Here is a 14,253-nt window from a genome sequence, read left to right as displayed (position 1 = left end):
TAATCGATTTTTAAAAATTGGTCGGTCTATTATATTATTGACTCGCTTAGAAAAGGCAGAGACCATATAATAAAGGCGAGTTCATTGACGTTTGGCGTAAGAGACGCCATTTCAGCACACCATTCATTGGCAACTGAGTTCCTTGATTTTATCGTCAGAAAGTTGCGTGGCTTGTTTAATAAGGTCTGGCTTTATGTTACAGGCTAGCAGCTTTTTAGCAATTTCAAGCGCTGCTTCTTGCCGACCCTCTTCAATTAAATATTGTGCAGCAGACATAATATTCTCCCGATAATGTGGTGCGATGTTGATCATAGATTGGACAAATTGCTTGTCGATTCCTCGACCTTCTTTTGCTAGATAATATAGTATGCCATTTCTTTTTTCAACTGAGATAGGATAACGCTCAAAGAGCTCAAATATTTTAGGCGCAAGCTGTTTCAGGTCCCAACGATGGATGTACTTTTGCGCCAAACTCATCACTGCGCAACGCTTATGGGTTATCAACACCTCGTCGGGTATCGCTGATAAAGCAATCAATTGAATTGAGTTTGTTAACGCAAATATTTTTTGTGCTATTGATTTGTGTCTGAAGCATTCTAAAAGACAGAGTGGGCCTTTATATGGGCCTGTACCCCGATAAAAAATCAATGGCAACACCACCGGTAGTAATGCATGACCTTGATTAAGGTGTTGTTTCATAATGGCGCTTTGATAGCGCCATAGCTTAAAAGGCGTTAATTGACCCACTGTGCTTTCATGTTCTAACAGAATATAGGCTAGGCCTTGACCGTTGATCACTTGGATTGAATAGACAATATCGCTGTAATGTTGGCTTAAATTGTCTTCAACAAATGCGCCTGGAGCGAGAGATAGGGTGTTGAAATCAAATTCTTGTTGCAAAGAATTTGATAAATGGATTTGTAGAAATTCTCTAGCAAATTCTACATCCATCAAAAATAACTTGAATAAGGCATCATGCGGCATGGATAAAGCATTCATTGTGTTTATCGACGTATCGCGGCAAGAAGTTAAGAATGCTCAACATTCTGCCGCGATGCCTCAAGAATGAATACTAGCCTAAATGGCTAATTTTTCTGAGGATGCATGTTCCACATAATCGAAAAAATGAGCTATCGACGTCTACCACCACTGATAAAAATGATGCACCGGACCTGTGCCGCTTCCCACGGTTAGTTTTGCGCTATTTATCAATGCTTGGGTTAAATAAGCTTTGGCCTCGCTGAGGAGGGCGACCTAGGCAAAACCAGCGTGCAACTTTTGTGAAAGGGGAACGCGCCCGTGCTAACATTCATTTTTAACCTACCTGTGCTGCAATGCATTCTAAATCAACTTCATGCGACACCCCTAAAACTCTGGTGATTGCTTCACGGCAAAGTCGGCTGGCGTTATGGCAAGCTCAACATGTTAGCGATGCGTTGCAAAAATTATATCCAGAAGCGCAGATTGAAATTTTGGGCATGACAACCCGCGGGGATCAGATTCTTGATCGCACGCTCTCGAAAGTCGGCGGCAAGGGTCTATTTGTTAAAGAACTTGAATACGCATTGGCCGATGGCCGAGCGCATCTTGCGGTGCATTCGTTAAAGGATGTGCCAATGGCGTTGCCAGCGGGTTTTAAGCTGGCGGCTATTCTTGAGCGCGCGGATCCGCGCGATGCTTTCGTGTCTCCGTATTATGAATCGCTGGCGGCATTGCCAGCGGGTAGTGTAGTCGGGACTTCGAGTTTGCGGCGTGAGGCGATGGTGCGCGCGCGCTATCCACACCTTAAGGTGCAGCCCTTGCGCGGCAATTTGGATACGCGCCTGCAGAAACTAGACGCTGGTGAATATGCAGCGATTATTGTCGCTGCTGCGGGTTTAATCCGACTTGATTTGACTGAGCGCATACGCGCGGTACTGGAGCCGACTGAGAGTTTGCCAGCGGCTGGGCAGGGCGCGTTAGGGCTTGAAATTTGCGCTGATCAAGCGCAAGTTGAAGCCTGGCTTGCGCCACTGCACCATAGCCGCACAGCATTTGCTGTCGAGGCCGAACGAGCGGTGTCGGGTACGCTTGGCGGGAGTTGTGAGGTGCCCTTAGCGGCTTTTGCTCAATGGGATGGCGAGATCTTGTCTTTAGCAGCGCATCTCGCCATGCCGGACGGAAGCCAGAGAGTGTCTGCTCAAGGGCAGGCAAGCCCAGCTACAATGGCGCAGGCCAGCGCGCTTGGCCGCAGTGTCGCCGCTGAGCTAGTCAAGCAGGGCGCGCATGAAATTATGCAAGCACTCAGTTCACGTACCCCTGTTGAGGTATATGATGCGAATTGAGAGTTTGCGCGCGTGGACGTAGTAGAAGAGGTTAATTTTGCGTCCTGCACTGATCAATGGGTTTAGGCGATGACGCGAACTGCCGTGCTGACCCGCTCGCGCGGGCAATCTATTAGCTTGTTGCAGATTTTGACTACAGCAGGCATGGAAACTTTTGAGTTTCCTTTAATCGGGATCGCTGCAGCGCCTGACAATACACTGCTGATTCAAGCGTTTGCTGCGCTTAAGCGCTTTGCGCTGGTGATTTTTGTGTCGCCGGCGGCGATTGATTTCGCCTCTGCGCTGTGGCCTAGACCCTGGCCGGGGAGCGTGCCCATCGGCGTGGTTGGGCCAGGTAGTGTTCAGGCGCTTAAACAGCATGGTATTACGGCTCCGCTGCAATGTGTGATTACGCCAGGCAGTCAGGCTGCGGGCCAAGCAGCGCGGTATGATTCTGAAGCACTGGCCGCAGCTTTAGATCAAACGCTTGGGCTGGCTTCATTCAGTGGCCGAGCAGTGCTGATCGTGCGTGGCGACAGCGGCCGTGAATGGCTCGCGGAGACATTACGGGCGTATGGCGCTCAGGTTGAAATTGTGAGCGCATACCGTCGCGTGCTGCCAGCGCCTACGTCAACCCAATGGGCACGCGTGCGCGCTTTGCTGGCGGGAGGGTCCCATGCCTGGCTGTTAACCAGTTCGCAGGGGGTGCGCCACTTAGATCAGCTCGCTCAGACTCATTTGAGCGAAACAGAGCACAACGCACTGAAGCGTTCACCTATGGTTGCGCCACATGCTCGGATTGCTGAATTTGCTTACGCGGCAGGTTTTGTTACGATTACACAATGTCACGCGTGCGACACTTCCGTCGCGCGTGCTTTACTTTCTTCTACAGGTTAGCGCTCTAGGCGTATAAGCATGACTGATCATAAAAATGTAACGCAAGCAGCTTCATCGAAAGCTTCGACGGAACCCACCCGTGGCGCACAGCCATTCCTATCCGCATCTGCGGCGCCGCTGCTACGGCGCGCGCGTAGCGCGTTTTGGCTTTGGTTGATATGGTTATTGACAACAGCTGGCGGGCTGGCTGGCGGCTATTTATTGCATCAAAAATTTAAATCTGAAAATATGCAGCTCGTTGAGCGTCAACAGGCGAATGAGCGCGCACTCATTGAGGCTGGGTTAAAAAGTCAGCAAGCGCTTGATGCGCTTCGACAGCTGCAAATGCAGTTGGCGCAGTTAACCGGTAAATTGGATGAAACCCAAGCGCGGCAGCAAGCATTGGAGAGCCTTTCGCAGAAATTCACCCAAAGTCGAGATGATTGGATGTTAGTTGAGATTGAACAAACCTTAGTGCTAGCCAATGAACAACTGCAACTCACCGGCAATCCTCAACGCGTGTTTGGCGCGCTACAAAATGCTGACACGCAATTAGCGACAAGTTCTTCGCCGCGGGCATTGGCGGTGCGCAAAGCGCTTGGGCGCGACCTTGCTGCATTAAAAGCAGCGCCGCACATTGATCTGATGGGACTTGCACTTAAACTGGATGCGGTATTGGCGCAGATCGATAATCTGCCGCTGGTTGGCGAAGCAGCAGAGCCGCTAACCGCGCCTGCAACCATCAGCGAGACTCCGGCTGATAGCCAGGAACCACTGTGGCGCATTGGGTGGCAGCGTTTTAAAGCAGGTCTGCTACAGCAGCTAGAAAGTTTTGTGCAAGTGCGTCGGCTAGATCATGCTGATACTTTACTGGTAGCGCCAGATCAAGGCTATTTTTTGCGTGAAAATTTGAAATTACGGCTACTCTCGGCGCGCTTAGCGCTGTTTGCGCGTAATGCCGCCCAGCTCAAAACTGATGTGCAGGCAGTGGCAACCGCTCTTACGCGTTATTTTGATATGCATGCACCGTATACGCGCAGCGCGCTTGATTCAATCAAACAAATTGAGCAAGCTGCGGCTGAAGTTGCTCTGCCCAGTTTAGAAGCCAGCTTACAAGCTGTGCGCCAACACAAAAGCGGGAGCTAAGCGATGGCGATTCGAGGGCTTGTGTGGCTGACTATCTTATTTGCAGCCGCCGTTTTAATTGCAGTAATGAGCAAATTGGGCGCTGGGCAAGTATTAATTATCCAAGCGCCATATCGTATCGATATGTCGGTGCATTTATTCGGCGCGATCTTGACGCTCGCATTTATTGCATTTTACTTATTGATCCGTCTGCTGACTTACCTCTACCAAATGCCGGCGCGTTTAGCACTATATCGCATGCGCGCGCGCTCAGCCAAAGCTTACGACGCTTTGTACTCTGCTTTAAATCATCTCTTTGCCGGACGCTTTGCGCGCGCAGAAAAAGCAGCGCGTACGGCAGTTTCTCTTAGTTCAGAAAATAAAGACGCCGCGGCTCTCATAGGCGCGCGGGCGGCCCATCAGATGCACGAATATATGCGGCGCGATGGGTGGTTGGCGCAAGCCGCAGGCGAGTGGCAAGAGGCTAAACTGATGTCTAGCGCTGAAATGCGTGTTGATGCACACGATGCGGAAGGCGCCTTGGCTGCGCTGGGCGAGATGCCGGCACAGGGCGCGCGCCGGTACTATGCTCGGCATATTGCTTTACGCGCGCATCAACAGCTTAAACATTGGCCGCAAGTGTTGCAAATTATTAAAACGTTCAATGCACAAGAGGCCTCTTACCCATCCGCTATTTCTTGGCAGCGCGCGCAGCAGGTGGCAGCAGAGCATCTTTTGCATGAATGTCGCCATGAAGCGCAAACCCTGCTTATGGCGTGGCATAGCTTGCCAGTCTCGGAACAACATCGGCCGCGCACAGCAGATTTGGCCGCGCAACTTCTGGTTGCTTTAGAGCGGCATAAAGAAGCTCGGCGGATTATCGAAGAAGCGCTTGCCCAGCAGTGGGATGGTGGCTTGTTGCGACGCTATAGCCAATGTGCCGGTCAGGATCCATTACCTTTAATTCAACGTGCAGAGGCGTGGCAACAGGAACACCCAGACGATCCTGAGTTACTCTTTACGCTAGGTTGTTTGTGCCAGCAGCAAAAACTATGGGGCAAGGCGCAAGCTTTTCTGGAAACGGCGTTACGCCTTGCAAGTCGCGGTGATGGGCGGGCTATGTTGCGCGCAGAAGTGCATCGGGCGCTGGCTCGTTTGCACGAGGAGCTGGGGCAGCAGAATGAGGCGGGGACGCACTATCGGGCAAGCGCGCTGGCGTTTGACGCGCAGTTGTAGCTTAAAGCGTTCCTGGTAAAGCCCCGAACCGAAAGCGTTTAAATTGCTTATGCCCTCCCTTCATTAAACCGCCAAAGAGAGGTTTTACGGGCGCTTTGTCAAAAACGCCCACTATTGAAATCGTTAAGTGCCTGGACAATCTCCTCGCGGGTGTTCATGACGAAAGGGCCATGCCCTACAATCGGCTCGTCGATGGGCTCCCCGCTCAACAGGAGTACCACCGCATCGCTGTTGGCTTCAAGCATGAAACTGTCACCCTCGCGTTCGAATAGCGCCATTTGCACTTCACGGGTGCTGACTTGACGATCAACTTGCACGGCTCCATGCAGCACCACAACAGCGGTATTCCAGCCCTCTGCGGCGGGGAGTTCAACCGCAGCTCCGGCGCTTAGGCGGATGTCCCATACATTCATAGGGGAGAACGTGCGGGCTGGTCCAGCGTGTCCGCTGTAGTCACCGGCGATGACGCGCACTGAACCAGCGCCGTTAGGCAGTGGGACCTTAGGGATAACCTCGTTTGGGATGGTCTGATACCCGGGCGCGGACATCTTGTCTTTGGCCGGTAGGTTAACCCAAAGTTGCACTACCTCGAATGCGCCACCAGCCTGAGTGAACGCTTCGGAATGGAACTCTTCATGTAAGATGCCAGAGGCGGCCGTCATCCATTGCACATCACCGGATCGGATCACACCGCTTTGACCGGTAGAGTCGTGATGCGCAATTTCGCCCTTGTAAACAATAGTTACAGTTTCGAAACCGCGATGTGGGTGTTGTCCAACGCCTCGCGGCTGGTGGCTTGGCGCAAACTCAGTAGGTCCCGCGTAATCCAGTAACAAAAAGGGACTGAGCGTTTTGCTGTGGCTGCGATATGAAAATAACGAGCGAACCGGAAAACCATCGCCAACCCAATGTTGGCTAGGCGCATTATAGACACCGACGACCTTTTTCATGACTTCTCCAAAGCTGCCATAAGAAAAATTTGCAGCATTGAAAAAGTATAATGCAGTTCATTGCTTACTTACAGTTTGGTGTCCTTGATCCCAACTCCACTGGCTGAGCTAGGTCATCGGCAGTGCTAATTATATATTTCTATGGATTTTTGGCTATTTTTATAAGAAAATTATAGGGTTTAGTCAAAACTTTATGCCAAAAAGATTTTATATATGCCTAATTGGATCGGCTACAGATGGCTAGCAAACCGCTATAACATCGAGCCCGCACAGCCATTTCGAATAGATAGCCAACTTGCCAAAGCGCGTTCAACTCAACTCGTAGGGCACTATACACATGAATTTTATCCGGCACATTTCAAATTAGCCGATACATTTCCTAGCCATATGACGTTCGCTCTTAAGCGCGAAGGCGTTCATCTTGAATTTTTGTCTCGCCTGTTTGAAGTTCTGCCCGTTTCAGAGCTAGACGCATGGATAAACAGTGAACCAAGCGGCCAGTATGCTCGCCGCACTGGTTTTTTCTACGAATGGCTCACAGGCCGCCTACTGTCTTTTGGCGGTGTTAGCGTCGGCAATTACATCAATGCGCTTGACGAAGAGCTATACCTCACCGCTACTCAGCCTACCAATAACGCACGCTGGCGCGTGCGGGATAACTTACCTGGCGTGCCAGCTTACTGCCCAATCGTTTGCCGTACCAGCATTGTACGTACGGCCGAAATTTATAATTGCGCCCAACGCTTGCGTGAACTAGAAATCGAATATGGCGAGGACCTATTAATGCGTAGTGCTGTCTGGCTTAGCGTCAAAGAAAGCTCAGCCAGCTTTGCTCTAGAGCGCGAAGAACAACACACTGATCGCATTAGGCGCTTCGCTGCTGTGATGGAGAAACGTTGCGGCTACTATTCTAATCCCCTGGATGAAGAAGTCCTAACAGAGTTGCAAACTGAAATTTTAGGTACCCAAGCGACTCACTATGGCATCCGAAGATCTCCTGTATTTGTGGGCTCAATCGATGCTAACTTTGCTCCCGTTGTACACTACGTTGCGCCACATTGGGATGACATATCACCCATGTTGGCTGGCCTAAGCGCATTCGCGAAGCGCACGGTTGGGCAATCCCCACTGCTTAGAGCTGTTGTACTGTCATTTGGCTTTATTTATATTCATCCACTGGCAGATGGTAATGGCCGGATCTCCCGTTTTTTGATTAATGATGTATTACGCCGGGATGGCGCCTTACCCGCTCCATTTATTCTGCCAATATCCGCGGCCATCACCAATACGGCCGTTAATCGGCGTGGCTATGATCGGGTTTTGGAAATATTTTCCAAGCCGTTGATGCAGTACTATCTGGACCAATACCACTTTGGGCCTAAACAGGTGGGTGCGGATGGCATTCACTATAACTTGGTGTTTAAGGCTTATGAGGAAGCTCGATCAGCTTGGCGTTATCCAGATCTAACAGAGCACGTTGAGTATCTAGCACAAGTTGTTGATTTAACTATCAATCAAGAAATGCGCAAAGAAGCCAGTGACTTGCGTGATTTGCGCACCGCACGTGCGCAAATCAAAGAAGTCATCGAAGGGCCAGATTCTGAGATTGACCGTATTATTAGGTCGGTACGCAATAACGATGGAAAATTATCCAATAAGTTAGGAAAAAGCTTCCCGCTACTCCAAAAGCCAGAAATCGGCCCAAAAATCGTACAGATCATTCAGACTATCTTCAACACAAAACCCAGGTTATAAAACTGCGGTACACGTGCGTCCCTTTCCTGCCTGGTCAAGGATTTTGTGAGCCTCTCTCAGTTACCCATAGGTTTTTTTCCAATCTTGTTTCATTCTCTTATATAAAGCATGATTTTCCGCGGCTTGCCATTTTTTATAAAAAATAGCGGCACTCTCTGCTTTGACAGAATCTTCCGGCGCGCGCGGCAATTCTTCGCCGCTTTGCAGATCGTATTTTTTCCCACCCGCATGATTGGCATACCGGCGCGCACGCGTGTAACCCATTTGCAGAAACTTGCGCGCCATATCCGCTCCGACAAAATCTTCTTTTTCTAGATAGGCTTGGAAAAGCTCAAAGATTTTAGTGCTGCTTATTTCCGCAACAGAGGCATCTTTGAAACGCCAATGAGGCAAAATTTCTGATTTGTAGGGCTCGCATAAAAGCACGCCTTGTTCGCCTTTTCCAACTTTATATTCTTCAGGATGCAATCGATAATCTGTTTCAGAGTTCCAGGAGTAGGCGTCCTTAATTTTATTCCAGTTCTCTCTTTGATGCTGTTTTGTAGAAGGTTTATAAGCCATTAGAGAAACCCCATCATTAAAGATGATTTTGTTTCTTTAGTATGCTGCGAGGCTGCGTTAGTGATGGTTTGACCTGTCAGCATGTAGGTAGAGACCGCACACTGCGTTAAAGATTTTTGGGTAGAGATGGCTCTTTTAAAGGGTCAAAATCGCTCCAGTGTCCATGCTTCCAGCGCCCATGCGCGCGTTCAATATCTTTTGCGCTGGCCTTGCGCAATACCGCAGTGGCTTCTGTCTGGTTATTGACGGTGACATGAATCGCCACTAGCACGCCAGACTCATGTATTTTTGCAGAAGCGGGCTCTTGCTTAGAAGTTCGTGCTTCGGCCATCGCGCCCATTAATGAACCAAGGTAAGCTCCCACTGAGGCAGCGATTAGAGTCACCAGCAGGGGCAGGCTAACTACCGTACAGAGCATGGCGCCGATGCTTGCGCCAAGCGTCGCGCCAATCATGAGTCCTATGCCCGCGCCTTTATAAATTGACTTTGAACTTGGATCTGCAACTTGATGAGTGCCATCTACCGGGCGATCATGCTGGCCTGGAGGGTTTACAAAGAAAATGGTCACATCTTCTTCTGCAAAGCCATGCTCAAATAAGAGTTGGGCAGTTTTCTGGGCTTGTTCATAAGTATCAAAACGTCCCGCAACGATAAGTGACATATTTTTTCCCCTTCTATGAACTATATTTCACGGACTACCTTAGCATCTGCAGTAAATATTATTTTTTAGCCCTTTGGGCGTACATGGCCCCTAAAAAGTTGACTAGAAAGGTTGCCCCCCAGGTTAGTCAGACTCCAGTTAAACGTTGCTCAATAAAGTATTTTCAAAAACGTGCTCTGATTCCTATTGACTCGCGGCTTTGGTCGGGGAGATATATTCTTTAGGCGGAATTTTTCCGCTGAGCAGGTCATCATATAGCTGGCGTGAACGGCCACGCAAATAGGGCGCTATGACGGATAAAATATGCCGACTCGCTTGATTTAACTCGGCGCCAATCGCGGCTTGGTCATTATATTTACGTGGATTCATCACAAACTGATAGGACAGCCAATAGGTCGCCAGCACGCACATATTGGTGGACATAATTCCAATCTCCGCAGACGTGGCGGCCATCTCGCCGTCCGTGACCAGTAACTCGCATAAATCCCGCGCAAAGCGTACCTTATGCTCCATAATTTGCTTGAAATGCGTTTCAAGAGTACGGTTGCGCGCCAGCAGGTCATTTAGGTCGCGGTAAAGAAACCGGTAACGCCAAAGAAAATTGGTCATATATTGCAGATAAGCCCATACTTCGTCGATGGCCGGCCGATGGTCTTCTGGAAAGCGCAAGCGTTTCTCAATTTCTTGCTCAAATTGCATAAAGATGCTGTTGATAATGTCATCTTTATTGCGAAAATGGTAATAAAGGTTGCCCGGGCTAATTTCCATTTCGTCAGCAATGGTGGTTGTCGTTACGTTGGGCTCCCCAATTTCATTAAAAAGTTTTAAAGAAAGCTCAAGAATGCGTTCTCGCGTGCGGCGGGGTGGTTTTACGTCCATCATTGGATATCCCGTATTCTAAATTTAAATAAGTCTATGAAAAGCGAGTTGGATCTGCTACAGGATACTATAAGTCATTATAGGGAGCTTAAGCACAGTTGCGCGGGGCCTTCTGTCGTGCTGCTACAACGAGCCTCAATGTATTTTTATGCGTTTAAGTAGAATTTAAAAGGCATTACTGGGCGCGCTCATTGAAAATCGGTGGCGCATGATTGGCTTTGTCTGTGGGCGTGGCAAGGGGGATGGAGATGTCTGGTGCAGCAGGATGCAAAGCGCTGGGCGTAGACGGAACCGGCGCCGTAGCGCGTTTGCGCGGGATGCGTTGTAATCCTTCGATTTTAGTTTTGCCAGAAGGCGGAGCGCTCACTACGGTTGAGCGGTGACGAGGGCGCGCTGAGGCGCTCAGTTTTTCTTTTTGTCCAGCGGGAAGGTTTTGGTATGCCTGCCAGGCGTTTTGCCGCTGTTCGGGGGGCAATGATTTTGATAACTGATAGTTTTCACGCGCAATGCGGCGTTGCTCCGGGGTCATTTCTAACCATTGGTGCATCTGTTTGCTAAAGCGCGTTTTTGCTTCGGCGGGGCTAGTATTTAATTTCGACTGAATGGTTGGTGCCAAATCAGAGTTTGCTAATAAGTGACGCCAGCGCGGGTAGGTTGCGCTAAGCGTGAGCAATGTCGCAATTAAACTTAGCAATACGATGGCGTATCCCCGTTGACCTATCACTTTATCTTCCTTATACGCTAGCGTGGGTCGGATAAATAGTTACGAAAACCATGATCGAGATAAGCATTTAATGGGAGTTCGTCGCTGAGGATAGCGGCATCAATATCCGCTATTTCTGCCGCGCGTTGTTGATCTGCCCAATAGGTGATCGCGCTGAGTCCAGCAAGCAGTGCTAATAGCGGCCAGATTAAGCCAAATTTGTTGAATAAACGCCGGCCGTGCGAGGCAGCGTTGGCACTCGAGCGGCTTAAGCCTGAAGCAAAGGCCATCTCATAGGCCGGTTGCCTCACTTTTTCGGGTTTTTGGGCGGCCAGGGCGCTGCGGCGCGCCTGCGCTAATTTAGCCAGTGTAGTTTCAGGGAGTTGCGCCACGCTCGTATCGAGCAGGGCGCATATTTTATGCGCGCATTCGACTTCTTTCGTATCAAGGGCGGAGCTCATAGCGTAATTCCTTTTGCCTGTAACGCTTGGGCGAGGCTTTGGGTGGCTCGCGAACAATGAGTTTTAACACTGCCTTCAGAGCACCCCATCGCCGCAGCCGTTTCAGCAACATCCATTTCCTCCCAATAACGCATGAGGAAGGCTTCGCGTTGACGCGGCGGCAACTTTTGGATTTCGTCTTCAATCAGACGCAGTACTTGCGCCTGCTCGAGTTGGGTTTCGCTGCTTTGCAGAGCCGCCGTATGAGTTTCAACTGGAAACGTTTCAAGAAAGTCAAAACTGTCTTCATCCTCATTGGAGTTGAATGAAGAGAACAGGCTCACATACGTGTTGCGGATTTTCTGCCGCCGGCAATAATCAAGCGCAGTATTGCGCAAGATCCGTTGAAATAGCAATGGTAACTCGGTGGCTGGCTTGTCGCCATACTTTTCAGCAAGTTTGATCATTGCATCTTGCACAATATCGAGCGCCGCCTCTTCGTCACGTACCGTGTAAAGAGTTTGTTTGAATGCGCGCCGCTCGATGCCGGCCAAAAAATCCGCCAGCTCTTTATTGGATGCCATTCATGAGCCCCTGCTTGAATTGAACGCGGCCATCGCCTGCAAAGTACAATCTGTAACCTTTAAGTGCCTAAAACGAATCAATCTTAGCCCAAAACGAAGTCTCGTAGCGCGCTACGAATGTTTTGTAAGCTGCTATGACCCAGCAAGACTTAAATTTCTGCTTGACCCACGCATAGTAGCAAGCTATCGTCCTGGGTTCTAAGTAAAAAGTGCTCTCTCATTGTAAGAAATTGTGTATTGCATAGGGCCAAGAGTTGCTACAGGCAGGCCACCGGCCCAATGACTCAGTTTACTTAAGGACGTGAGAGTCTCAATTGCAAAGCGAGCCACAAGCTTGCGCGCAAAGAGCCTGATCGATTTTTACCCAAAATTTGAAATGGTGAAAAATGAGTGTAATGAATAAAAAATGTAATCAGCCATCTTCTGTTTCTAATGCGCCGGCGTCCGAGTCCGATGCGCACACCATCAGCAGTTCAATTGGCGCGACCGTGCTTATCCGTTCGCTCGAGCAAGAGCAGGTTGAATATATCTGGGGCTATCCCGGGGGCTCGGTGCTGTATATTTATGATGAGCTATACAAGCAAAATACGATTGCGCATATTTTAGTGCGCCATGAGCAAGCCGCCGTACATGCGGCCGATGCGTATGCGCGCGCAACCGGTAAGGTGGGAGTCTGCCTAGTGACGTCGGGACCTGGCGTGACTAATGCGGTGACCGGTATTGCTACTGCTTATATGGATTCCGTGCCGCTCATCATCATCAGTGGACAGGTGCCTACCGCGGCGATTGGACAAGACGCCTTTCAGGAATGCGACACAGTGGGCATTACGCGCCCATGCGTGAAGCATAATTTTTTGGTTAAAGACGTCCGCGAATTGGCGCTCACGATCAGTAAAGCCTTCCATATTGCAAGAAGCGGACGGCCTGGTCCGGTTTTAATCGATATTCCCAAAGATATCTCAAAAACGCCATGCGATTTTGAGTATCCGAAAAACGTTAAATTACGCTCTTATAACCCCATTACTAAAGGTCATGCCGGCCAAATTCGCAAGGCTCTGAATCTTTTATTAACGGCGCAACGCCCTTATATTTATGCGGGTGGTGGCGTGATTCATGCAAATGCATCGGATGAGCTTAACCAATTTGCTGATTTACTCGATTATCCAGTCACGAACACTTTGATGGGATTAGGCAGTTTTCGGGCCTCTGATCGTAAATTTCTTGGTATGCTGGGGATGCACGGGACGTATGAAGCCAATATGGCGATGCAGCACTGCGATGTGTTGATTGCGATTGGCGCGCGCTTTGATGATCGGGTGATTGGTGACCCTGCGCATTTTATGTCCGCTTCGCGCCAGATTATCCATATTGATATTGATCCCTCGTCGATTTCAAAACGCGTTAAAGTCGATATTCCGATTGTGGGCGATGTCAAAGAAGTGTTGCAAGATATGCTCGGGCAATTGCGGGCAGGGCACGCGTCACCTAAACGCGAAGCATTGGCTGCTTGGTGGACGCAAATTGAGAAATGGCGCAGCATTGATTGCTTAAAATATGATCGCACCAGTGAGGTGGTTAAGCCGCAATTTGTCATCGAAACACTACATCAACTGACGCATGGCGACGCTTTTGTCTGCTCAGATGTAGGCCAACATCAGATGTGGGCGGCGCAATATTATCGCTTTGATAAACCACGCCGTTGGATTAACTCTGGCGGCCTTGGCACTATGGGATTTGGCCTGCCAGCAGCGATGGGCGTGAAGATGGCTTATCCTGATCAGGATGTGGTGTGCATTACGGGCGAAGGCTCAATCCAAATGTGCATTCAGGAATTATCGACTTGTTTACAGCACAATACGCCCATCAAAATTGTTTCGTTGAATAACCGTTATTTAGGAATGGTGCGGCAGTGGCAACAAATTGAATATAGTAAGCGTTATTCCCATTCTTATATGGAGGCTTTGCCAGATTTTGTGAAACTGGCAGAGGCATATGGTCATATTGGGATACGGATTGATAAAACCGTTGACGTTGAGCCAGCGTTAAAAGAGGCCTTGCGGCTCAAGGATCGTACGGTCTTTTTGGATTTTCAAACGGACCCCACCGAGAATGTCTGGCCAATGGTGCAAGCAGGTAAGGGTATTACTGAAATGTTGTTGGGCTCCGAAGATCTCTAGTTT

At 49.5% G+C, this 14,253-nt stretch carries 14 protein-coding genes; 6 read left to right on the top strand and 8 right to left on the bottom strand.

Annotated elements, in window-relative coordinates; genetic code table 11:
- Positions 1-123: 123 nt before the first annotated feature.
- Positions 124-999 carry an Rpn family recombination-promoting nuclease/putative transposase gene (locus MCB1EB_RS05795; RefSeq protein ID WP_081953456.1) on the bottom strand — a complete coding sequence of 292 codons (876 nt, stop codon included), beginning with the start codon at positions 997-999 and terminating at the stop codon, positions 124-126.
- A gap of 335 nt (positions 1,000-1,334) precedes the next feature.
- Here MCB1EB_RS05795 and hemC point away from each other — a divergent pair, with 335 nt between their 5' ends.
- The 4 genes from hemC to MCB1EB_RS05780 all read left to right on the top strand — a co-directional run bounded on the left by hemC (position 1,335) and on the right by MCB1EB_RS05780 (position 5,540).
- Complete coding sequence (gene hemC, locus MCB1EB_RS05790; RefSeq protein WP_045362205.1) at positions 1,335-2,324, top strand: hydroxymethylbilane synthase; 990 nt, start codon at positions 1,335-1,337, stop codon at positions 2,322-2,324.
- 69 nt (positions 2,325-2,393) lie between these two features.
- Positions 2,394-3,200 carry a uroporphyrinogen-III synthase gene (locus MCB1EB_RS12375; RefSeq protein ID WP_052393630.1) on the top strand — a complete coding sequence of 269 codons (807 nt, stop codon included), beginning with the start codon at positions 2,394-2,396 and terminating at the stop codon, positions 3,198-3,200.
- An 18-nt stretch (positions 3,201-3,218) separates the two neighbouring features.
- Complete coding sequence (locus tag MCB1EB_RS12370) at positions 3,219-4,325, top strand: uroporphyrinogen-III C-methyltransferase (RefSeq protein WP_052393631.1); 1,107 nt, start codon at positions 3,219-3,221, stop codon at positions 4,323-4,325.
- A 3-nt stretch (positions 4,326-4,328) separates the two neighbouring features.
- The gene (locus tag MCB1EB_RS05780; RefSeq protein ID WP_045362208.1) at positions 4,329-5,540 is read left to right on the top strand and encodes a heme biosynthesis HemY N-terminal domain-containing protein; all 1,212 of its coding nucleotides are present in this window, start codon (positions 4,329-4,331) and stop codon (positions 5,538-5,540) included.
- Positions 5,541-5,638: 98 nt separating this feature from the next.
- Here the strand turns inward: MCB1EB_RS05780 and MCB1EB_RS05775 are convergent, their stop codons facing one another.
- Entirely contained in the window at positions 5,639-6,490 is an 852-nt protein-coding gene (locus MCB1EB_RS05775; protein WP_045362210.1) for a pirin family protein, read from the bottom strand.
- Positions 6,491-6,703: 213 nt separating this feature from the next.
- Here MCB1EB_RS05775 and MCB1EB_RS05770 point away from each other — a divergent pair, with 213 nt between their 5' ends.
- Complete coding sequence (locus MCB1EB_RS05770) at positions 6,704-8,245, top strand: Fic family protein (RefSeq protein WP_045362211.1); 1,542 nt, start codon at positions 6,704-6,706, stop codon at positions 8,243-8,245.
- A gap of 60 nt (positions 8,246-8,305) precedes the next feature.
- On the opposite strand, the gene MCB1EB_RS05765 is transcribed toward MCB1EB_RS05770, so the two are convergent.
- The 6 genes from MCB1EB_RS05765 to MCB1EB_RS05740 form a co-directional block, all read right to left on the bottom strand.
- Positions 8,306-8,806 (bottom strand): DUF4385 domain-containing protein, encoded by a 501-nt coding sequence (locus MCB1EB_RS05765; RefSeq protein WP_081953457.1) that lies wholly within the window; start codon positions 8,804-8,806, stop codon positions 8,306-8,308.
- 106 nt (positions 8,807-8,912) lie between these two features.
- A complete protein-coding gene (locus MCB1EB_RS05760) occupies positions 8,913-9,467 on the bottom strand; it encodes a hypothetical protein (protein ID WP_045362213.1) in 555 nt (184 codons plus the stop codon).
- A 183-nt stretch (positions 9,468-9,650) separates the two neighbouring features.
- Positions 9,651-10,346: a TetR/AcrR family transcriptional regulator gene (locus MCB1EB_RS05755; RefSeq protein ID WP_045365554.1), complete on the bottom strand. Its 696-nt coding sequence runs from the start codon at positions 10,344-10,346 to the stop codon at positions 9,651-9,653.
- A 175-nt stretch (positions 10,347-10,521) separates the two neighbouring features.
- Positions 10,522-11,070 (bottom strand): DUF3106 domain-containing protein, encoded by a 549-nt coding sequence (locus MCB1EB_RS05750; protein WP_052393633.1) that lies wholly within the window; start codon positions 11,068-11,070, stop codon positions 10,522-10,524.
- A 17-nt stretch (positions 11,071-11,087) separates the two neighbouring features.
- Complete coding sequence (locus MCB1EB_RS05745; RefSeq protein WP_045362215.1) at positions 11,088-11,510, bottom strand: DUF3619 family protein; 423 nt, start codon at positions 11,508-11,510, stop codon at positions 11,088-11,090.
- Positions 11,507-12,073: an RNA polymerase sigma factor gene (locus MCB1EB_RS05740; protein ID WP_045362219.1), complete on the bottom strand. Its 567-nt coding sequence runs from the start codon at positions 12,071-12,073 to the stop codon at positions 11,507-11,509. The genes MCB1EB_RS05745 and MCB1EB_RS05740 overlap by 4 nt, the downstream gene beginning before the upstream one ends.
- A 395-nt stretch (positions 12,074-12,468) precedes the next feature.
- Here MCB1EB_RS05740 and MCB1EB_RS05735 point away from each other — a divergent pair, with 395 nt between their 5' ends.
- Positions 12,469-14,250 (top strand): acetolactate synthase 3 catalytic subunit, encoded by a 1,782-nt coding sequence (locus tag MCB1EB_RS05735; RefSeq protein WP_045362223.1) that lies wholly within the window; start codon positions 12,469-12,471, stop codon positions 14,248-14,250.
- Positions 14,251-14,253: the final 3 nt, after the last annotated feature.

Source organism: Mycoavidus cysteinexigens, from assembly GCF_003966915.1.
GTDB classification, from domain to species: domain Bacteria; phylum Pseudomonadota; class Gammaproteobacteria; order Burkholderiales; family Burkholderiaceae; genus Mycoavidus; species Mycoavidus cysteinexigens.
Note: the sequence above shows the minus strand (reverse complement) of the source record. Positions and strands in the feature narration are given on the sequence as shown.